This is a genomic window from Ruegeria sp. CDSB022 (genome assembly GCF_059611145.1).
Map to the genome: position 1 here is coordinate 58631 of NZ_JBXWOZ010000006.1, position 19422 is coordinate 78052.

Below are 19422 nucleotides of genomic sequence, written 5' to 3' on the forward strand. Positions count from 1 at the left end.
ATGCAGGACCAAACGAAACTTCTAAAAGTAAACGGGCTATGCACAACCTTTCACAAGAACGGTCGCGCGTTGCCTGCGCTGCGCAATGTCAGTTTCGGCGTGAACCGGGGTGAGGTTTTGGGGCTGGTCGGCGAAAGCGGGTCGGGCAAGAGCGTCACGTTGCGCTCGATCATGGGGCTGGCGCGCCGCTATGGCGACGTGACCGGCCAGGTGCGCTGGAATGGGCGTGATCTGATATCCATGTCAGACAGGGCTCTTCGTCGGTTTCAGGGTCGCGAAATCGCGATGATTTTTCAGGAACCGATGACCTCGCTGAACCCGCTGCTGACAGTCGGACTGCAACTGGAAGAGACCCTGCGTGCCCATACCGACCTGCCCCGCGCCGCGCGCTTGGATCGGGCAATCGAAATGCTGGACCTTGTCGGCATCCCCTCGGCAGCGCAACGCTTGAAGGATTATCCTCACCAATTTTCCGGCGGAATGCGCCAGCGGGTCATGATCGCAATAGCGCTTGCCGCAGAACCCAAACTGTTGCTGGCGGATGAACCCACCACAGCTCTGGACGTGACCATTCAGGCCCAGATCCTCGATCTGATCCTGCGACTGGCGCAGGATATGGATATGGGGGTTGTGCTGGTCACCCATGATCTTGGCGTGGTTGCCCAGACTTGCGACAACGTGGCCGTTATGTATGCGGGACGGATCGTCGAACAAGGGCCGGTCCGCGATGTGCTGCGGGCACCGCATCACCCCTACACTGTGGGTCTGATGCGGTCTGTGCCCGAAAACATCACTCCTCGCACGCCGCTATATTCTGTTCCCGGAGTGCCGCCCGCACTGGATGCCCTGCCTGCCGGATGCGCGTTTGCACCGCGCTGTGCCGCATGCATAGACGCCTGCGCGCAAGAGCGCCCAGCGATGACCCTGATCACCGATCAAAGACAGGTCGCCTGTTTCAACCCGATAACCAAAACCCAAGGGAACGCCGCATGACTGCCCTGATGCAAATCCGCGACCTGCATCTGCGGTTCCCAATGGGCCGCAGCATCGGCGATGTCATTTCGCGGCGTCCTGGTCGCGAAGTACGGGCGCTGAATGGTGTCAGCCTAGATCTGACCCGCGGCGAAACTCTGGGCGTCGTCGGAGAGTCCGGGTGTGGAAAGTCCACACTAGCCCGGTGTATCGTGCGCCTTCATAAGCCCAGCGACGGTTCAATCTACTTTGAAGGTCAGGACATATTCGACGGCGAAATCAAAGCTGACCGCACCTATAACCGCCGGGTTCAGATGATGTTCCAGGACCCCTATTCATCGCTCAATCCCCGGATGACGACAGAGCAAATTCTGGCCGAAGCCCTGAGCGTTCACAACATGCGCCCAGAAGCAGAAATTCCCGACCGTGTGGCCGAGTTGCTTGATCTGGTCCGCCTTCCGAAGGACGCGCAAGACAAGCTGCCGCACGAATTCTCCGGAGGTCAGCGTCAGCGGATCGCCATTGCGCGCGCATTGGCGGTCGAACCCGAAGTTCTGATTGCGGACGAACTGGTCTCGGCACTAGATGTTTCGGTTCAGGCGCAGGTGGTAAACCTGTTGCTGGACCTGCAGCGGGAACTTGATCTGACAATCCTGTTTGTGGCCCATGACCTACGGCTTGTCCGTCATGTTTCAAACCGGGTCGCGGTAATCTACCTTGGGCGGATCGTTGAAATCGGCGACAGCGAAACCTTGTTTTCCGCCCCCTCCCACCCTTACAGCCAAGCTCTGCTTTCAGCCGCCCCTTCGCTGGACCCCGACAACCGCGGTGCCGTCAAGCGGCTTGAGGGAGAGCTGCCTTCACCACTGAACATGCCCTCAGGGTGTCCGTTCCATGTCCGGTGCCCTCACGCCAGCAACATATGCGAAACCAAAGTGCCTGCCCTGATGCCTTTTGAAAATCGTGGCGAGGTCGCCTGTCACCATGTTGAAGAGATAAATGCCGATGCTTGATGCCCCCGGAACCGACCGATCCGCGATTGTTTCGGCCTTGCGCGCAGAGCTTAAAGCACAAGGTCTGGATGCCTTTATCGTGCCCCGCTACGACGCACATCAGGGCGAATATGTTGCCCCTCATGATGAACGCCTCGCCTTTGTAACTGGCTTCAGCGGCTCGGCAGGCATGGCCATCGTCACACCCGAAACTGTCGCTTTGTTTGTCGATGGCCGCTATGTGGTACAGACTGCAAACCAGTGTGCCGAGGCTGTTTTCTCGCACCATCATCTGTTTAACGAGCCGCCCGAATACTGGCTGGCCGCCGTTGCACAGAAAGGATGGAAAATCGGCTTTGACTCGATGCACCTACCGCCGGTCTGGTTTGACCGATTTGAGCGCGGGCTGGAAGGCAGCGGTGCCACGATGGTGGCGACAGCTTCAAATCCGGTCGATGCAATCTGGACCGACCAACCCGCTGCCCCCCAAGGACAGATCGAGCCATTTCCACTTCAGTTTTCGGGCCGGGCGGCGGGTGAAAAGATCTCGGATCTGGCCACTGAGCTAACACGCCGAGAGGCCGACTTGCTGGTGGAAACTCAGCCCGACAACATCGCCTGGCTGCTTAATGTGCGTGGCTCAGACGTGGCTTTCAACCCTGTTCCCAACTCTTTCCTTCTGTTGCAAAGCTCGGGCCAGGTTCACTGGTTCGTGTCTGACCAAAAACTGGATGCCGATGTCACTGACCACATGCCGGAAAATGTTTCGGTTCAGGCGCCGGATGGTTTTCTGTCTACACTCAGTGATCTTACAGCGCCCGGCCAAGCTGTGATTTTCGACCCCGATTTTTCGCCGACGGCGGTCAAACAAGTGCTGGAGCGTACCGGAGCAAAGGGCGTGCCGGTCAACGGATTGTTAAGCAAAACCAAAGCCCGCAAGAATACAACGGAACTGGAAGGGTTGCGCGCTTGCCATATCCGGGACGGGATCGCCTGGACCGAATTCTGCGCCTGGCTGGCGGCTCAGGTACAGAAACAGGCTGAACCGGTGACCGAGCGCGAAGCAGAACAGCGGGTATTGGCCTTCCGCAGCGTTCAGGATGGGTTCATCCACGAAAGCTTCAACACAATCTCGGCCGCCGATGGCAATGCCGCGATGTGTCATTACGCTACCGAGGTCGACAATACCGTTCCGATCCAACCGCGGGGCACATACCTGCTGGATTCCGGGGGGCAGTACGACACCGGCACAACGGATGCCACGCGCAGCTTTTCGTTCGGGCCTCAGCGGCCTGATGGATATGACCGGGCCTATACCGCAGTGTTCAAGGCCTTTCACGCTCTGGCCACGCTGCGCTTTCCTGCAGGCACACAGGGCCATCACATTGATGCAATCTGTCGCCGCCCGCTGTGGGATCTGGGATTGGATTATGACCACGGAACGGGTCATGGAATTGGCCACCGGTTGTCTGTCCATGAACATCCGCAGCGCATTGGCAAACCTTACAACCCGGTCGACCTGATGCCTGGCATGGTTATGTCGATCGAGCCGGGATATTACGAGGCCGGCAGGTTCGGCATTCGCATCGAAAACCTGTTCGAAATTGTCGAGGCAGATGACGGATTTCTGGAGTTCTCGAACATGACCTGGATCCCGATCCAGACGGATATGTTGATGCCAGATATGCTGAATCAGTCAGAAATTGACTGGATCAATGACTATCATGCCAAGGTTCTCAGACAGGTCGGGCCGCATCTTTCGCCTCTGGCCCTTAGATGGGCCCAGACGGCCTGTGCAACGCTGACCAAATAAACCAGAGTTTTGCCATCAGACCACCGTTCGAGGCGTCTTTCCTGCAAATACCGGCTGGACCCGGGCACCCTGATATTCGCAGGCGTTATCCAACCAGGCCAGAAACAGACGCGTGTTTCCAACAATGTGAGGGACAAAGCCGAAATCCGGTCGATTACCGGCCAGCTTTTGAACCAAAGAACCCGTTTGCAACACGAAGATCGCGCCCCCTACCACAACGGCGGCGCTGATTGTGGGCGAGGCTGCGATCTCATGGCTTTGGGTTCCGGCCACCCAAAGAGCAAATGCCAGACGCGTCATCGCCACCGTATCCGTGACGCGGCGCAAGCCAGGAAGGAAATAGGTGGATAGAGCCGTCGCGCATACAATGACAGCCATATAGATCAGGCCGATAACAACCGGGACGGGTAATCCGAAACGCGTTGCCTCTATATGTGAGTAAAGAGTGAAACCTGAGGCAAAAGCCAGAGCCGCAATCAGCGACAACCGCCGTCTTTCGAGACTTAGATGCCTTGTGACTCTTTTCACTGCGTCGACCCTCATGTTTTGTTGAGGATCTGTTTGAGATATGAATTTGTGATTGATCTGACGAAATAGCGGCGGAAGTTTGTCTTTGTCTCCCCTCACCATTCAATCGGTCGCCCAAATGACTTGGTTACGCCCTGCACGTTGGCCTTTTCACTCTGGTACGAGCGCAAAATCCAGCCCGGTTTAGGCCGCTGCAACCCGCTTCGGCGGCCCTGTGATTTCAGAAAAGAGGTTTGGCAGAATTCTCACCTCCTATGGTGAAAATCGCTCAAATTCATTCCGCTGGGCCCGTTTCAATGTCGCTTGCCTTCAGGATAAATGTGCTGTCGCTTCAATTTCCAACAAGGCCTCGTCTTCGACCAAACCCGCCACGATGATCATTGACATCGCAGGAAAATGCCTGCCGAAAACCTCACGATAGGCGGCCCCAACTTCGGCTTGCAGAGACAGATATTCGCGTTTGTCTGTTACGAACCAGGTCAGGCGGGTCACATCGCGGGCCGAGCCACCAGCGGCCTCGACAATATCAACGATATTCTGCAGCGCCTGTTTCATCTGTCCGATGAACCCGCCGCTGACAAATTTCTTGTTCGCGTCCCATCCTATTTGCCCGCCGATATGTAACGTTCCATCTTTGGTCAAAACGCCATTGGCATATCCTTTGGCAGGCAACCAGCCGTCGGGGTGAATTGTCTTGTGGCTCATAGCGCGTCGTCCCTGAATGCCTCGAGTTTTTTACGGATGTCTGCGGGCCAGGCCGTTGGACCGCCCTTTGAATCTACATGAACAAGCGTTGCTACGCTTGTCAGTCGCTCCTCTTGCGCACAACTGGCCACGACCGAGTATTCGGCTGAACTGCGTCCGATCTTTGTGATCTTCATCCGGAATATCAAATGGTCACCGTGACGGCTGGGCGCTGAAAATCGGGTTTGTATCTGTGCGGTAGGCACTGCGCCAACAGGATGAATCTCTTCAAACGGTTTGCACAGCACCTGATCGAAATAGGTCTCAACGCAATCATTGATCATCTCGAAATAGCGCGGGAAAAAGACAATCCCCGCCGGGTCGCAATGTTTGAACAGAACCTTTTGGTGGAATTCAAAAGTCATCAGACCCCCACATATTTTTCTGTGATGTCATGACCGAGATCCACCATCGCGCCAGACCAGACTGTTTTACCGCGCTCAAGAATGACCGCGCGGTCAGACACCAGCGCCAACTCTTTCAGAGACTTGTCGATCAACAGGATCGAAACATTGGTTTCCTGTTTCAGGCGATGCAAGACCGACCAGATTTCCTGTCGCACGATCGGAGCCAGCCCTTCGGTTGCTTCATCGAGGATCAAGAGCTGCGGATTTGTCATCAGGGCGCGCCCGATAGCCAGCATCTGTTGTTCTCCGCCGGATAGTGAGGCTGCCCTTTGGCCCTGACGTTCCTCTAACCGTGGGAACAGTTCAGCCACCTTCTGCAATGTCCAGGCACCGGGTCTGGCAGCGGCGATCAGATTCTCGCGCACCGTCAGGTCGGCAAAGCACCGGCGCCCCTCGGGTACCAGCCCGACACCAAGACGCGCGACCTTATAGCTGGGCAAAGCGTGCAGATTCTGATTGTTCAGCGACAGAGTGCCCTCGGACCGGATCATCCGGCAAATGGCTTTGACAGTCGTGGTCTTGCCCATCCCATTGCGCCCCATAAGGGCTGTAACCTCGCCCTGTGCCAGAGAAAGATCGACCCCAAATAACGCCTGACTGACGCCGTATGTCGCGGTCAGGTTTTCTACCCGCAACAAAGTCATGCCTCATCCCCCAGATAGGCATCGCGCACCTCACGGCTTGCGCGGATTTCATCTGCCGTCCCGGTTGCAATCACCTTGCCATAGACCAATACGCTGATCCGGTCAGCCAGCGCAAAAACGGCGTCCATATCATGTTCGACAAGGAGGATGGGCGCCTCTTCCCGCAGACCGTCAAGAAACCCGGTCAACCGTTTGGACCCTCCAGCGCCAAGCCCGGCCATCGGTTCATCCATGACAAAGACCCTAGGTGACAAAGTCAAAGCCACGGCGACTTCAAGCTGGCGGCGTTGACCATGGCTGAGATTTGCGCAACGCGTTTCGCGTTCATCGCCCAAGCCCACCCTTTCCAGCGCAGCCTCGGCCCTTTCGAGCAGCTCTGGCCGTTTCAAGGCAGGTTTCCAGAACCGCCATACGAGGTTTTCCGCACCCATGGCGCTCAACACGACGTTTTCCAGAATCGTATCTTCCATGCACAGTTCCGATATCTGGAACGTCCGCCCCATCCCTGCCCTTGCCCGCTTTTGCGTGCCAAGGTCCGACACATCCTGTCCGCACAGCAAAACACGCCCCGAATCCGGTTGCAAACCTCCGCAGATCTGCTGGATCAACGTGGATTTTCCCGCTCCATTCGGACCAATGATGGCGTGGATCTCTCCTGGCCTAAGATCAATCGAGACGTTATCCGTAGCCTTTAACGCACCAAAGCTTTTGTTCAGACTCTCGGTGGCAAGGACGGGATCAGACATGTGCCCCCTCTTTCCCGGTTAGCAGCCCAATCAGGCCACCGCGACCAAACAGAACGATGCACAGCAGAACAATACCCAAATATACATGCCAGAAATCGGTTAGTTCACCCAGAAAATGCTCGAGCGCGACAAACACGCAAGCCCCAATTACCGGACCCATCAGGCGTCCGACACCTCCGATGATTATCAGCACAATCAATTCGCCCGAAAGCTGCCAACTGAACATAGACGGCGAAACGAACCGGTTGAGATCGGCAAACAGCGCCCCGGCCAGACCAGTGACAGCGCCGGACAGAACAAAGGCCAAAAGTTTCAGCCGCATGGGGTTCAATCCCACAGTCTCGACTCGCGCCGTAGATTGCCGTGTCGCATTAAGAGCCAGCCCGAATGGCGCGGCTTGCATCCGCGCAAACAGGAACAGGACGAGACATAGCAGCGCGAAACAGATGCCGTAAAACTGGATCGGATCCAATGTGTTGAGGCCGGGAAAACCGTTGCGAACATAGATGGATAATCCGTCTTCGCCCCCGTATTGCGCCCAAGAAATCGCGAAGTAGTAAAACATCTGTCCGAAGGCCAGCGTAATCATGATGAAATAAACGCCTGACGTTCTTAGGGACAGAAGACCGACGAAAAAGGCAGCAATGCCCGAAGTAAGCATCGCAACTATCCAGATCACGGGCATGGATTTACTGCCTTCGATAGAAATCAAGCCCAGATCCAGTGCCGTGTAGGTCTGCGCGTGATAGGTCAGAATGCCCATCGCATAGCCGCCGATCCCGAAGAAAACAGCATGGCCAAAGCTGACCAACCCCCCAATTCCCAGGATGACATTCAGACCAACCGCTGCAAGCGCCAAGATCACCGCCCGCGTCACAAGCGTGATTGTGAAGGGCTGGTCCGCGGCCAGCGCCCAAAGGGGCAGCGCCAGCAGGCCGGCGATCATCAGGCCATTGATGTATCTTTCATTCATTCTCATGCGCGGGCTCCGAACAGACCTGTTGGGCGCCAGATCAGGACCAGTCCCATCAGGACATAGATTCCCATTGATGCCAGAGCCGAGCCGCTTTTCTGAGCGGCTCCCGGTTCCATGAACAGTTTGAACAGCTCGGGCAGGAAAACCCCGCCCAGCGTGTCGGTTAGCCCAACCAACAGCGCCCCGATGAACGCCCCCCGAACCGAGCCTATGCCACCGATTACGATAACCACGAAGGCCAGGATCAGAACAGGTTCACCCATGCCCACCTGTACCGACTGAATTGCCCCAACCAAAGCACCGGCAAGCCCCGCCAGCCCCGCCCCTAGTGCAAAGACCAACGTGTAAAGTTTCGAGATGTCGACGCCCAGTGCGGCAATCATTTCCCGGTCGTTCTTACCGGCCCGTATCTGCACCCCCAAACGCGTGCGTTCGATCAGGGCCCACAAACCTACTGCAACAGCAAGACCAATCCCGATCAGGGTTAGGCGATAGAGGGGATATTCAATCCCGCCCTGCAGCGTGATCGGACCCGAAAGTGCCGCTGGAATATCCAGGAACAATGGGAAAGACCCAAAGACCCACCTTGTCCCTTCGGAAAAGATCAGGATCAGTGCAAAGGTGGCCAGAACCTGATCCAAATGTGGTGCCTGATAAAGCCGCCGGATAACGAGCATTTCTACGATCACCCCTGCCAGTGCGGCCGCAGCCAGAGCAGCAATCAAAGCAAGCAGAAATGACCCGGTCGCCCCTGCAACTGCTGCAGCGGCAAATGCACCCACCATGTACAAAGAGCCATGGGCCAGGTTGATCAGGCCCATCACCCCGAAGATCAGCGTCAGGCCAGCAGCCATCAAAAACAACATGACGCCGAACTGCAGCCCGTTCAGAATCTGCTCGATAATCAGGATCGAGGACATGGAAACTCCGGTGATCTGCCCGCCCCACTTTTAGGGGCAGGCAGAAATTCAGTTACATTTTGCACTCGGCCGCGTAGGCATCAGAGTGGTTTTCAAGAGCTACGCCAAGGATCTTATTGGTGAATACATCACCTTCTTTGATCACTTCGCGCGCATAGATGGTCTGAACCGGATGATGGTTCGGGCCAAAGCTGAAATCCCCTCGTGTGCTGTTGAAATCCGCCGCCCTCAGCGCTTCGCGGAAGGCATCCGCATCTGACGGGTCAGCCTTGTTAAGCGCGGCAAGCAACAGGTTGGCGGTATCGAATCCCTGACTGGAGTAAAGCGAGGGCAGACGTCCGTATTTTGCCTGAAAGCTTTCAACAAAGGCAGCGTTGGTCGGGTTGTCGATATCCTTGTTCCACTGCGAAGTGTTCACCACGCCCAGCGCCGCATCGCCTACCGCCTGCAGAATGCCCTGATCAAAGCTGAAGGCTGGGCCAACAACTGGAAGATCGATCCCGCTGTCGGCATATTGCTTCAGAAACGAAATTCCCATCCCGCCGGGCAGGAAGAAAAAGACGCTATCCGCATCGCTTGCGCGGATTTGCGCGATTTCAGCTGCATAATCAGTCTGGCCAAGCTCGGTATAGTTCTCACCGGCCAGATCACCTTCGAAAAAGCGTTTATAGCCAGTCAGCGCGTCGACACCCGCCGGGTAATTCGGAGCAAGTATGAAGCTGCTCTTGTAACCCGCACCATTGGCGTATGCGCCCGCGGCCTCGTGCAGGTTGTCGTTTTGCCAGGCAACGTTGAAATAGTTCTGGTGACAGCCCTTCCCCGCCAGAGGTGACGGGCCCGCATTGGGTGACAGATAGAAAACGTCCTGGTTCACAGCGGCTGGCACAACCGCCATCGCCAGGTTTGACCAGATGATACCGGTCATCACATCTACACGTTCGGATTGGATCATCTTGTCTGACAGCTGTACCGCGATATCCGGTTTGCGCTGGTCGTCTTCGATCACCACCTCGATATCATCCCGCCCCGATTGAGCAATCGCAAGCATGAACCCATCCCGTACGTCGATGCCCAAACCGGCCCCGCCGCCTGAAAGCGTTGTGATCATCCCCACCTTAACTTCCGCTGTAACACCCGTCGCGCACAGCGCGGTGATCGCTGCAGCCGCCAATAGTCTCTTCATCGTCTTCTCCCTTCGTTGGCCCTATGAACGCGATTTATGTCATTATTCTCAACGTTCGGTCTATGCCTTTGGCAATTCGGTCTTTTTCTTACATTCTTTCTGCCCGCTATATTCTACATACATTGATCATGATTTCAGGCGGAAACGCTGGATTTTTCCGGTCGCGGTTTTGGGCAAATCATCGCAGAACCGGATCGAGCGCGGGTATTTATACGGGGCAATCATAGATTTCACATGAGCCTGAAGGGCTTCGCGCATAGCGTCATCAGCCGTGCCTGAAGCCAGAACAACATGTGCTTGGACAATTTGACCCCTCTCAGTATCTGGGACGCCAATCACCGCGCATTCCGCAACGGCCTCATGCGCCAGAAGTGCGGCTTCGACTTCGGGTCCGGCGATGTTGTATCCGGCCGAGATAATCATGTCGTCATTGCGCGCAGAAAAATGAAAATACCCCTCCGCGTCCCGATAAAAGCTGTCACCAGTGATATTCCATCCATCTGTTACATAACTCGACTGCCGCTTATCATTCAGATACCGGCACCCTGTCGGACCACGTACAGCCAGGCGTCCGATATCCCCAACTGCAGCTTCGGTACCGTCTGGGTTTAACACTTTGGCCTCATATCCGGTAACCGGCCTGCCGGTACTGGCCGGGCGGTGATCGTCAAACCGGTTTGAAATAAAGATGTGCAACATCTCGGTCGCGCCGATCCCGTCGAGCATTGGTTTGCCTGTCTTGGAAATCCACTCGTCATAGATTGGCTGCGGTAAGGTCTCGCCCGCCGACACGGCCGCACGCAGACTAGACAGATCAACACCGTCATCCATCGCCTGCAGCATGACCCGATAGGCGGTTGGCGCAGTGAAACAGACAGTCGCTTTGTATTTTTCGATTATCTCGATCATGCCCGCAGGCGAGGCTTGTTCTAACAGGGTTGCAGTCGCGCCGAACCGCAACGGAAACACCGCCAAACCACCCAACCCGAATGTGAAGGCCAAAGGTGGAGAACCAACAAAAACGTCCTCTGGAACGACCTGCAACACCTCACGCGCATAGCTGTCGGCAATGATCAGAATATCTCTGTGAAAATGCATGGTGGCCTTGGGTTCACCTGTCGAGCCGGAGGTGAAACCCAACAAGGCCACGTCGTCGCGCCCGGTTTTAACGCAATCGAACTGTACCGGCTTTTCAAGTGCAAGACGATCAAGCTCGGCATCGTGGTTTGAAGTTCCGTCGAACCCGACGACCCGCTGCAGGAACCGGCTATCACTGGCGCAGGACTGCATTTCGTCGATCAGCCGGGTATCACATAATGCAAACTGGATTTCCGCCTTATCGACAGTTTTCGTCAGTTCTGCAGCGCGCAACATCGGCATAGTATTGACGACGACCGCACCCACCTTGGTTGCGGCAAGCCAGCACGCAACCATTGCCGGATTGTTAGCCGATCGGATCAGCACCCGGTTTCCCGGCTCGACCCCCAAGTCATCGACCAATACATGTGCCAGCCTGTTGGTCCAGTCGCTGAGCTCTTTATATGTTCGTTGCCGACCATTGCCGATCAAAGCGGTATGATCACCAAAGCCCTTGGCAACCATGGCATCGGTCAGCTCATATGCTGCATTCACATGATCGGAATATGCAAAACCCGCCAACAGGAAGTCGGGCCACTGATCCTGGGGGGGCAGGTTATCGCGGCTGAACGTGTCGGTATGTGCAGACGGTCCAAGCATCACCTTCCCTCCATGTGTGCGGCCATCGTCTGACGTGCAATAATTACTTTTTGAACGTCCGAGGCGCCCTCGTAGATGCGCAAGGCACGGATTTCTCGGTACAGAGATTCAACCGCCATCCCAGAACGCACCCCGTCGCCACCAAACAACTGAACCGCCTTGTCGATAATCAACTGCGCCTGATCGGTAGCAAACAGCTTGGCCATCGCCGCCTCACGTGTAATGCGCGCCGCTCCGCTGTCCTTGGCCCACGCTGCCCGATAGATCAAAAGCGCCGAAGCATCGACATCTAATGCCATCTCGGCGATGTGCCCCTGCACCATCTGCAAATCAAACAACGGGGCGCCTTGCACCTGCCGTTCCGATACCCGTGTCAGCGCCTCATCCAGCGCGCGTCGTGCAAATCCCAGCGCAGCGGCGGCCACCGTCGGGCGGAACAGGTCCAGCACAGACATTGCAATACGAAATCCTGCGCCAGCTTGACCGATCATCGCACTAGCCGGCACACGCACATCATTGAAACGCAAAGTCGCCAATGGGTGTGGCGCGATTGTGTCCAGTCGCCCGACAACTTCGAAACCCTTCAGATCAGGAGTGATGATAAAAGCTGACAACCCTTTGGCCCCGGGTGCCTCGCCAGTACGGGCGAACAGGGTGTAGACATCTGCGATACCCCCGTTCGATATCCATGTCTTTTCACCGTTCAGGACAAAGTCGTTGCCATCACGGATAGCCGTCATTGTCGAATTTGCCACATCCGACCCCGATTGAGGTTCAGTCAATGCAAAGGCCGCGATAGCCTGACCAGAGCGCGTTTGCGGCAGCCAATGCGCCTTTTGGCCTTTTGAGCCGAACAACGAGATCGCACCGGTTCCAAGCCCCTGCATTGCAAAGGCGAAATCGGCCAACCCATCATGGCGGGCAAGTGTTTCACGGCTGAGGCACAGCGTCCTGACATCCAATTGGCCATTTTCGTCCGAAGTAGGCTGCAGCAGCCCGGCGTCGCCCAGCTGGCGGACCAGATCGCGACAAGCCTGGTCCGGGTCGCAATGGTCAATAGCTAGTCCCCGAGCAATCTCTTGCACCCGATCCGCCCAGCCCCGGTGATGAGGGTCAAAGAATGGCCACGAAAGAAAGCTCTGATCTGCCATCAATCGCCCTCGAATACTGGTTTGTCTTTTGCAACAAAGGCCTTGTAGGCGCGTTCAAAATCTCCGGTTTGCATACAGATCGCCTGGGCCTGCGCCTCTGCTTCGATTGCCTGTTCGATCGACATAGACCACTCCTGCGCCAGCATGGTCTTGGTCATCATATGCGCAAAATTGGGGCCAGCCACGATACGGTCAGCCAGAGATTGCGTGGTAGCGTCAAGCTCGGATGGATCAACCACCGCATTGTAGAACCCCCAGGAAAGCCCCTCATCAGCGGTCATGCTGCGTCCGGTATAGAGCAGTTCGGCCGTACGCCCCTGCCCGATGATACGGGGCAGGATGGCGCAGGCCCCCATATCGCACCCTGCCAGCCCCACCCGCGTGAACAGGAATGCACATTTGGCCTGCGGGGTGGCGATACGCAAATCCGCAGCCATAGCGATGATGGCCCCGGCCCCCACGCAAATACCGTCCACCGCAGCAATCACCGGCTTGCCACAATTCACAATCGCCTTGACGAGATCTCCGGTCATTCGCGTGAAGAGCAACAGGTCCTTCATCTTCATGCGCGTTAGCGGACCGATGATATCGTGCACATCTCCGCCCGAGCTGAAATTGCCACCATTTGAGGCGAACACCACTGCATCTACCTCTTCTGAATAGACCAAATCCCTGAACCAATCGCGCAGTTCGGCATAGCTGTCGAAGGTCAAAGGGTTCTTACGCTCTGGTCGGTTCAGTGCAATCGTTGCAACCCGGTTCCGGATTTCGCAGCGAAAATGTTTGACTTCACTAGTCATCGATTTCCTCCGAAATAGTGAGTTCGGTTGTCAGAGTGCGGGCGTCCTCGGCGGAAAACTGGCCAAGAATATCGGATATCCACGCCTCATGCGCCGCGGCCTGACGTGCGAATTCCTCGCATCCTTTTTGTGTCATGCGTACGCGATGGGCGCGGCGATCCCCAGGCACAGGTACACGCACTAGCAGGCCGTCATCAGCCAGCCGATCCACGATTCCGGTCACATTCCCGTTCGAAACGCGCAGCGCACCCGAGATTTCGCTCATCTTCAACCCATCTTCGAACCGCGACAGGGCTGCCATCACGTCGAAACGCGGCAGTGTCGTGTCGAACTCTACCCTGAGGTTCTCTCTTAGCGCCGCCTCGATGCCACGCGTGGTCTTGAGCAGCCGCAGCCATAACCGCAATCTCTCTTTGGAAGGGTCTTCCAATGGTGCTTGAAGCGGGTTTGGGTTCATATCTCGCCTCCGGACAGGCTAAGCGCGTGGCCATTGACTGAGTTTGCCGCATCCGAGCACAACCACCTCACGGCACCTGCTACGTCTTCGACCTGGATGAAACGGCCCTGTGGATTTATCTTTTTCAGGCTTTTCACCGCATTTTCCGCGCTCATTCCCGTCTTCTCGACGATGTTCGCAATCGAGCGATCCAGCATCGGCGTTTCCACAAACCCCGGGCAAACCGCATTGACGGTGATGCCCGTCGCCGCAAGTTCGACCGCCAGAGACCGCGTCAGCCCGACCACCGCATGTTTTGTCGCACAATAGCCGGAAACATATGGATAGCCCTTCAAACCGGCGGTGGACGCGATGGCAATCAGACGGCCCGCTCCTGCGGCTTGCATGTCAGGCAAAGCCGCCTGCCATAGATTGAAAACACCCACCAGATTCACATCCGTCAGGGTCCGCAGATCATCGGCGGTCATCCGATGAAACGGAAGCGAATGAGCCGCGCCGGCATTCGCAATCGCTATTGAAATCGGGCCGCGTTCTGCCCGTGCTGTTTCAATAGCAGCTAGGACCTGCTTGTCATCGGTCACATCACAAAGGACATACGGCAAGGCTTGCTGCTGCAGCTTGGCCTCTGTACGGCCCAAAATGGTAACGGCTGCTCCGCCATTCGCGAAATCTTGGGCTATAGCCGCACCAACGCCGGTGCCGCCGCCGGTTATGACGACATGTTTCATACTTCACCCGCCGTTTCCGCCATGCGATCTGCCAGGCGCCAGGCCTGATCCCGCCCGGCTTCATAGGGGCGGGGCCAAGTTTCCTGCCGGTCCCCCAACGCCGTAGCCGCGTGCAAGGTCCAGTACGGATCGTTCAGATGAGGCCGGGCAAGGCACACCAGATCCGCACGACCGGCCATGAGAATCGAATTTACGTGATCGGCTTCATAGATGTTCCCCACCGCCATAGTACTGATGCCGCATTCGTTTCTAATGCGGTCCGCGAAAGGGGTCTGGAACATACGGCCGTAAACCGGGTTAGCATCGGTCGAAGTCTGCCCGGCGGAAACATCCACTATATCTGCACCCGCCGCATCGAACATCGCCGCTATATCCACAGCTTGTTGCGGCGTCACGCCAGTAGGTCCGACCCAGTCATTGGCAGAAATGCGCGCCGCCATCGGCTTATCTTTGGGCCAGGTCGTCCGCATAGCTGAAAAAACTTCAAGCGGATAACGCATACGGTTTTCAAGACTGCCCCCATACATGTCGTCGCGCGTGTTCGACAAAGGAGAGATAAAGGACGAGATGAGGTAGCCATGCGCCGCATGCAGTTCGATCATGTCAAACCCAGCACGATCTGCCATCCGGGCTGCTGTCACAAATTGGGACGTGACCCTATCCATATCTGCACGATCCATCGCGCTGGGCACAGCGTTACCGTCGGACCAAGGGATGGCCGAAGCTGATATCAAAGGCCAGTTTCCTTCCTTCAGCGGCTGGTCCATTCCTTCCCACCCGATGCAGGTTGAACCTTTGCGGCCCGAATGGCCGATTTGACAGCATATTTTGGCGTCGGTTTCCGCATGGACAAATTCGGTGAGTCGAGCCCATGCGGCCTCGTGTTCGGGCTCATAAAGCCCCGGGCATCCTGGGGTGATCCGGCCTTCGGCGCTGACACAGGTCATTTCGGTGTATACCAGCCCGGCGCCACCTTTGGCCCTTTCACCGTAATGGATCAGGTGCCAGTCAACCGGGCACCCATCAACCGCCTTGTACTGTGCCATGGGTGACACTACGATCCGGTTCTTCAACTGCATCCCCCGCAGGCGAAATGGCGCAAACATCGGGGGCCGGGCCATACCATCAACAGCGCCCCCAGACTGCTGCATGAACCAGGCCTCGGCATGCCCCAGCCAGTTGGCATCGCGTTGGCGCAGGTTCTCGTGGCTGATCCGCTGAGACCGTGTCAGCATCGCGTAATTCAACTGAACCGAATCCTGATCGAGGTAACGTTCGACATTCTCGAACCATTCGACCGAGTTCCGCGCTGCCGATTGCAGGCGCAACACTTCAAGACGACGCTCGTCCTCATACCGCGCGAAAGCCGCTTCAGGCGTATCTTCTTTATGGACGAAGTCAGCCAGCGCAATAGCGCTTTCCAGTGCCAGCTTTGTTCCCGAGCCAATGGAAAAATGTGCGGTCGCTGCGGCATCTCCCAGCAATACCAGGTTTTTGTAACTCCATTTTTCGCACAAGACCCTAGGAAACCGCAGCCAGGCCGAGCCGCGGATATGACTGGCATTGCTCATCAAGGGATGGCCGCCCAAATGATCTTTGAAAATGTCTTCGCACAAAGCGATGGACTCTTGCTTGGTCATCTCACCGAACCCAAAAGCATCGAAGGTCTGTTGTGAGCATTCCACGATGAAAGTCGCCGTATCCCGGTCGAACTGATAGGCATGTGCCCAGACCCAGCCCTTTGGCGTTTCCTCAAAAATAAAAGTGAAGGCGTCGTCAAACTTCTGATGCGTACCCAGCCAGACGAACTGACACCGTCGTTGGTCTATATCGGGTCGAAAAACATCTGCGAACTCGGCCCGTGACTTGGAGTTCAGCCCGTCCGAAGCCACAACGATGTCGTAGCTCATCATATAGTCCGAGGCTGATGCCGCCTCGGTCTCAAAGCGCATCTCGACACCAAGCTCGCGCGCTCGGTCTTGCAAAATGAGCAGCAGTTGCTTGCGTCCGATCCCGCAAAATCCGTGGCCGCTGGACACGGTGCGCTGACCTTTATGCACAAGTGCTACGTCATCCCAATAGGCAAAGTGTTTACGTATCACCGTCGCGCTGGCTGCGTCATTGGCGGCAAGATTATCCAGCGTCTCATCAGACAACACGACGCCCCAGCCAAATGTGTCATCCGGGCGGTTTCGCTCGATAACAACCACTTCGGCATCCGGATCGCGGAGCTTCATTGAAATCCCGAAATAGAGGCCAGCCGGCCCGCCGCCGAGACATGCAACACGCATCGTTACCTTCCCCCATTCGCAGCTTTACCTGAAACGCTAGACCAGGTGGCCCATCCCTTCAAGTAAAAATATTTTATACTTGAAGTTTCTACGTTCTGAATATCCATCCACAAATTCGCGACGGGTTGGTATTTTCCTGAGCCAAGCCAGCACCGGTTTGCCTGCGACAAAGCAATCAATCTCTGTAAGCGGTTACAATTCGCTTTCACCTGAACGGCGCAGAGCTTACACATATTTGCAAAATCAAATTTCAGGTTTGACAATGCCAAAGGCAAAAACTGCACCGACCCTGGAGGATGTTGCGAAACTCGCGGGCGTATCGACCGCCACGGTTTCACGTTGCCTCAATTCTCCGAACCTGGTGGTGCAGGCTACGCGTGATCGGGTTCAGTCTGCCGTTGACGCTTTGGGATACACGCCGAATTTTGCCGCGCGTGTTATGGCTGCCAGACGGTCGCACACCATCGGCGCCATCATTCCCACCATGGAAAACGCGATCTTTGCGCGTGGACTTCAGGCCTTTCAGGAAGAGCTGCGCCAGCATGGCTATACCCTGCTTGTCTCTAGTTCGGCCTATCAGCCTGAGATCGAAGAAGAGCAGATACGCAACCTGGTCGCACGGGGGGCGGATGGGTTGCTGCTGATCGGGCATGATCGAGACTCGCGGATCTATGACTATCTCGCAAAACGCAGGATTCCGGTTCTGATAGCGTGGTCGTTTCAGGCAGACGCACCAGTCCCTTCGGTCGGATTTGACAACCGTGCGGCCATGGCCGAACTGGCAAATCAAGTGATCAAGCTGGGTCACCGGACCCTGGGTATGATTTCTGGTGTCAGCACCGGAAACGACCGTGCCCGCCTGAGGATCGAAGGGGTGCAAGAAGCAATGCGCCGCAACAATATCCCAAATGACCGGCTGACGATCGTAGAAACGCCATATGAAATCGAAAACGGGGCAGAGGCGTTTTCCCGTCTGATGTCTCGGCAAGATCGACCAACAGCGGTGCTGTGCGGGAACGATGTTCTGGCTATCGGTGCGTCGCGCCGGGCCAAGGAGATGGGGCTTAGAGTTCCTCAAGACGTATCCGTCACAGGGTTTGACGATATCGAACTGGCGCAGATCACCGATCCAGGTTTGACGACCGTGCATGTCCCACATCGCGAGATGGGTCGACGGGCTGCGCTGGAACTGGTTGGGTTGATCGAAAAGCCCACCGAAAGTTGCAATGTACAGTTGCGAACCAATTTGGTCGAACGCCAATCGCTGGGGCGCCCCGGCTGACTTCAGGCGGCCTCGTTTTCCATGGTGCGAAACTCACCTTTCAACCAGGCGTGACTTGCGCACATCGGGTCGGTAAAATGTTGACGGATGAGCTTTCCCATCGCTCTTTGGATTAGCTTCGAAGTGGTCTCGGGGTATACGTCGGTCGTGAATAAAGACACTGTTCTTACAAAGTTTCGGCCGGGAAATGGCACCACCCGAACTTGGTCGTGAAATCTGTGGGCCCTATGAAAACTTGCGGCCGTGGTAATGGTCCAACCGGTGCCTTCAGCGACCAATCCTATGATCGACTGATTGCATTCCAGTTCGAACCTGTTGGGCAGATCAAATTTACCTCGCCTGAGCTGTATCTCAATTTGCTTGCCGATCACGTAATCACGCGAATAGCGCAGCAACGGCAATTCTGCGTTTGATGAAAACATCTCCTCGGGCATGCCACTGAACCCTCCGGGCAAAACAACGATAAAAGGGTCGCGCATCAACGGGTATTCGATCAGGCCCTCGGTCCGTTCGAACGGTCGGGTCGCCACCCCTGCATCCAGCTTGTGTTCCTGTAACTTGGCAATGATCTCATGGCTGGGGCGTGTGAAATGCCGAAAACTGCAGCGCGGCAAAGCATGCGCAAGAAACCGAAACAAGTCTGGCGAGATTTGATTGTCGAAATCATCAATCAGTGCCAGCCTCAAATCCGTCGCATGGCGCCAGTTACCCGACCGGATCTCCGCCTCGGCCTTTTTCAAAACGATCAGCCCATCGCGGACATGGCGCGCATAGACTTCACCGGCAGGTGTCAGACCCATTGGACGACGCCCGTGATCCACCAAATCAATGCCCAACGCGGTCTCAAGGCTTCGTAGGTGATTGGAAACTGTGCTGATGGACAAACCGGTTTCCGATGCAACCTGTTGGATCGATCCTGACTTTGCGACCAACTGAAAAACTTCCAGCCAGCGGAGGCTTAGCGACTTTGGCACATTTACAGTCCGTTGTTTCGATTACATCAAAACTAGCGAAACAAAGAACGCCCCTCATTGCAATGATGAACTTGCAA

The 19422-nt window shown here is 56.1% G+C and carries 19 protein-coding genes; 4 read left to right on the plus strand and 15 right to left on the minus strand.

Annotation, left to right across the window (positions count from 1 at the left end; translation table 11 throughout):
- The 3 genes from AC2FIZ_RS11870 to AC2FIZ_RS11880 are packed head-to-tail and all read left to right on the plus strand — an operon-like array spanning position 1 to position 3777.
- Positions 1-993 (plus strand): ABC transporter ATP-binding protein, encoded by a 993-nt coding sequence (locus AC2FIZ_RS11870; protein ID WP_496791061.1) that lies wholly within the window; start codon positions 1-3, stop codon positions 991-993.
- A complete protein-coding gene (locus tag AC2FIZ_RS11875; protein WP_142637811.1) occupies positions 990-1985 on the plus strand; it encodes an ABC transporter ATP-binding protein in 996 nt (331 codons plus the stop codon). The genes AC2FIZ_RS11870 and AC2FIZ_RS11875 overlap by 4 nt, the downstream gene beginning before the upstream one ends.
- Positions 1978-3777, plus strand: coding sequence for an aminopeptidase P family protein (locus tag AC2FIZ_RS11880; protein WP_496791062.1), 1800 nt, complete (start codon positions 1978-1980; stop codon positions 3775-3777). Before AC2FIZ_RS11875 ends, AC2FIZ_RS11880 begins: the two co-directional genes overlap by 8 nt.
- A gap of 15 nt (positions 3778-3792) precedes the next feature.
- On the opposite strand, the gene AC2FIZ_RS11885 is transcribed toward AC2FIZ_RS11880, so the two are convergent.
- The 14 genes from AC2FIZ_RS11885 to AC2FIZ_RS11950 form a co-directional block, all read right to left on the minus strand.
- A complete protein-coding gene (locus AC2FIZ_RS11885; RefSeq protein ID WP_142637807.1) occupies positions 3793-4305 on the minus strand; it encodes a hypothetical protein in 513 nt (170 codons plus the stop codon).
- Between the two features lie 309 nt (positions 4306-4614).
- A complete protein-coding gene (locus AC2FIZ_RS11890; RefSeq protein WP_142637805.1) occupies positions 4615-5010 on the minus strand; it encodes a RidA family protein in 396 nt (131 codons plus the stop codon).
- The gene (locus tag AC2FIZ_RS11895) at positions 5007-5414 is read right to left on the minus strand and encodes an acyl-CoA thioesterase (RefSeq protein ID WP_142637803.1); all 408 of its coding nucleotides are present in this window, start codon (positions 5412-5414) and stop codon (positions 5007-5009) included. Before AC2FIZ_RS11895 ends, AC2FIZ_RS11890 begins: the two co-directional genes overlap by 4 nt.
- Positions 5414-6100 (minus strand): ABC transporter ATP-binding protein, encoded by a 687-nt coding sequence (locus tag AC2FIZ_RS11900; protein ID WP_271950007.1) that lies wholly within the window; start codon positions 6098-6100, stop codon positions 5414-5416. The genes AC2FIZ_RS11895 and AC2FIZ_RS11900 overlap by 1 nt, the downstream gene beginning before the upstream one ends.
- Positions 6097-6846 carry an ABC transporter ATP-binding protein gene (locus AC2FIZ_RS11905; RefSeq protein ID WP_281995513.1) on the minus strand — a complete coding sequence of 250 codons (750 nt, stop codon included), beginning with the start codon at positions 6844-6846 and terminating at the stop codon, positions 6097-6099. Before AC2FIZ_RS11905 ends, AC2FIZ_RS11900 begins: the two co-directional genes overlap by 4 nt.
- Complete coding sequence (locus tag AC2FIZ_RS11910; protein ID WP_271950103.1) at positions 6839-7819, minus strand: branched-chain amino acid ABC transporter permease; 981 nt, start codon at positions 7817-7819, stop codon at positions 6839-6841. Before AC2FIZ_RS11910 ends, AC2FIZ_RS11905 begins: the two co-directional genes overlap by 8 nt.
- A 2-nt stretch (positions 7820-7821) precedes the next feature.
- Complete coding sequence (locus AC2FIZ_RS11915) at positions 7822-8742, minus strand: branched-chain amino acid ABC transporter permease (protein ID WP_281995512.1); 921 nt, start codon at positions 8740-8742, stop codon at positions 7822-7824.
- A 52-nt stretch (positions 8743-8794) separates the two neighbouring features.
- Complete coding sequence (locus tag AC2FIZ_RS11920; protein ID WP_281995511.1) at positions 8795-9925, minus strand: ABC transporter substrate-binding protein; 1131 nt, start codon at positions 9923-9925, stop codon at positions 8795-8797.
- Positions 9926-10051: 126 nt separating this feature from the next.
- Positions 10052-11662, minus strand: a complete 1611-nt coding sequence (locus tag AC2FIZ_RS11925) for an AMP-binding protein (protein WP_281995510.1) — start codon at positions 11660-11662, stop codon at positions 10052-10054.
- Positions 11662-12813: an acyl-CoA dehydrogenase family protein gene (locus tag AC2FIZ_RS11930; RefSeq protein WP_281973170.1), complete on the minus strand. Its 1152-nt coding sequence runs from the start codon at positions 12811-12813 to the stop codon at positions 11662-11664. Before AC2FIZ_RS11930 ends, AC2FIZ_RS11925 begins: the two co-directional genes overlap by 1 nt.
- On the minus strand, positions 12813-13613 hold the full coding sequence (locus AC2FIZ_RS11935) for an enoyl-CoA hydratase family protein (protein ID WP_281973171.1): 801 nt from the start codon (positions 13611-13613) through the stop codon (positions 12813-12815). Before AC2FIZ_RS11935 ends, AC2FIZ_RS11930 begins: the two co-directional genes overlap by 1 nt.
- Positions 13606-14070, minus strand: a complete 465-nt coding sequence (locus tag AC2FIZ_RS11940; RefSeq protein WP_281973172.1) for a MarR family winged helix-turn-helix transcriptional regulator — start codon at positions 14068-14070, stop codon at positions 13606-13608. Before AC2FIZ_RS11940 ends, AC2FIZ_RS11935 begins: the two co-directional genes overlap by 8 nt.
- Positions 14067-14798 carry an SDR family NAD(P)-dependent oxidoreductase gene (locus tag AC2FIZ_RS11945; protein ID WP_281973173.1) on the minus strand — a complete coding sequence of 244 codons (732 nt, stop codon included), beginning with the start codon at positions 14796-14798 and terminating at the stop codon, positions 14067-14069. The genes AC2FIZ_RS11940 and AC2FIZ_RS11945 overlap by 4 nt, the downstream gene beginning before the upstream one ends.
- A complete protein-coding gene (locus AC2FIZ_RS11950) occupies positions 14795-17089 on the minus strand; it encodes a bifunctional salicylyl-CoA 5-hydroxylase/oxidoreductase (RefSeq protein WP_281995509.1) in 2295 nt (764 codons plus the stop codon). Before AC2FIZ_RS11950 ends, AC2FIZ_RS11945 begins: the two co-directional genes overlap by 4 nt.
- A 262-nt stretch (positions 17090-17351) precedes the next feature.
- On the opposite strand from AC2FIZ_RS11950, the gene AC2FIZ_RS11955 reads away from it, so the two are divergent.
- Entirely contained in the window at positions 17352-18371 is a 1020-nt protein-coding gene (locus AC2FIZ_RS11955; RefSeq protein ID WP_281973175.1) for a LacI family DNA-binding transcriptional regulator, read from the plus strand.
- Between the two features lie 2 nt (positions 18372-18373).
- Here AC2FIZ_RS11955 and AC2FIZ_RS11960 read toward each other — a convergent pair whose 3' ends face one another.
- Entirely contained in the window at positions 18374-19345 is a 972-nt protein-coding gene (locus AC2FIZ_RS11960; RefSeq protein ID WP_142637779.1) for a LysR family transcriptional regulator, read from the minus strand.
- Positions 19346-19422 lie beyond the last annotated feature (77 nt).

Bases quoted from the DNA above. Each gene is read 5' to 3' on its own strand.
- AC2FIZ_RS11950 (WP_281995509.1), bottom strand. From the start codon at position 17,089: ATGCGTGTTGCATGTCTCGGCGGCGGGCCGGCTGGCCTCTATTTCGGG.
- AC2FIZ_RS11935 (WP_281973171.1), bottom strand. From the start codon at position 13,613: ATGACTAGTGAAGTCAAACATTTTCGCTGCGAAATCCGGAACCGGGTT.
- AC2FIZ_RS11915 (WP_281995512.1), bottom strand. From the start codon at position 8,742: ATGTCCTCGATCCTGATTATCGAGCAGATTCTGAACGGGCTGCAGTTC.
- AC2FIZ_RS11930 (WP_281973170.1), bottom strand. From the start codon at position 12,813: ATGGCAGATCAGAGCTTTCTTTCGTGGCCATTCTTTGACCCTCATCAC.
- AC2FIZ_RS11945 (WP_281973173.1), bottom strand. From the start codon at position 14,798: ATGAAACATGTCGTCATAACCGGCGGCGGCACCGGCGTTGGTGCGGCT.
- AC2FIZ_RS11900 (WP_271950007.1), bottom strand. From the start codon at position 6,100: ATGACTTTGTTGCGGGTAGAAAACCTGACCGCGACATACGGCGTCAGT.
- AC2FIZ_RS11925 (WP_281995510.1), bottom strand. From the start codon at position 11,662: ATGCTTGGACCGTCTGCACATACCGACACGTTCAGCCGCGATAACCTG.
- AC2FIZ_RS11955 (WP_281973175.1), top strand. From the start codon at position 17,352: ATGCCAAAGGCAAAAACTGCACCGACCCTGGAGGATGTTGCGAAACTC.
- AC2FIZ_RS11910 (WP_271950103.1), bottom strand. From the start codon at position 7,819: ATGAATGAAAGATACATCAATGGCCTGATGATCGCCGGCCTGCTGGCG.
- AC2FIZ_RS11905 (WP_281995513.1), bottom strand. From the start codon at position 6,846: ATGTCTGATCCCGTCCTTGCCACCGAGAGTCTGAACAAAAGCTTTGGT.
- AC2FIZ_RS11920 (WP_281995511.1), bottom strand. From the start codon at position 9,925: ATGAAGAGACTATTGGCGGCTGCAGCGATCACCGCGCTGTGCGCGACG.
- AC2FIZ_RS11940 (WP_281973172.1), bottom strand. From the start codon at position 14,070: ATGAACCCAAACCCGCTTCAAGCACCATTGGAAGACCCTTCCAAAGAG.
- AC2FIZ_RS11880 (WP_496791062.1), top strand. From the start codon at position 1,978: ATGCTTGATGCCCCCGGAACCGACCGATCCGCGATTGTTTCGGCCTTG.
- AC2FIZ_RS11875 (WP_142637811.1), top strand. From the start codon at position 990: ATGACTGCCCTGATGCAAATCCGCGACCTGCATCTGCGGTTCCCAATG.
- AC2FIZ_RS11890 (WP_142637805.1), bottom strand. From the start codon at position 5,010: ATGAGCCACAAGACAATTCACCCCGACGGCTGGTTGCCTGCCAAAGGA.
- AC2FIZ_RS11870 (WP_496791061.1), top strand. From the start codon at position 1: ATGCAGGACCAAACGAAACTTCTAAAAGTAAACGGGCTATGCACAACC.
- AC2FIZ_RS11895 (WP_142637803.1), bottom strand. From the start codon at position 5,414: ATGACTTTTGAATTCCACCAAAAGGTTCTGTTCAAACATTGCGACCCG.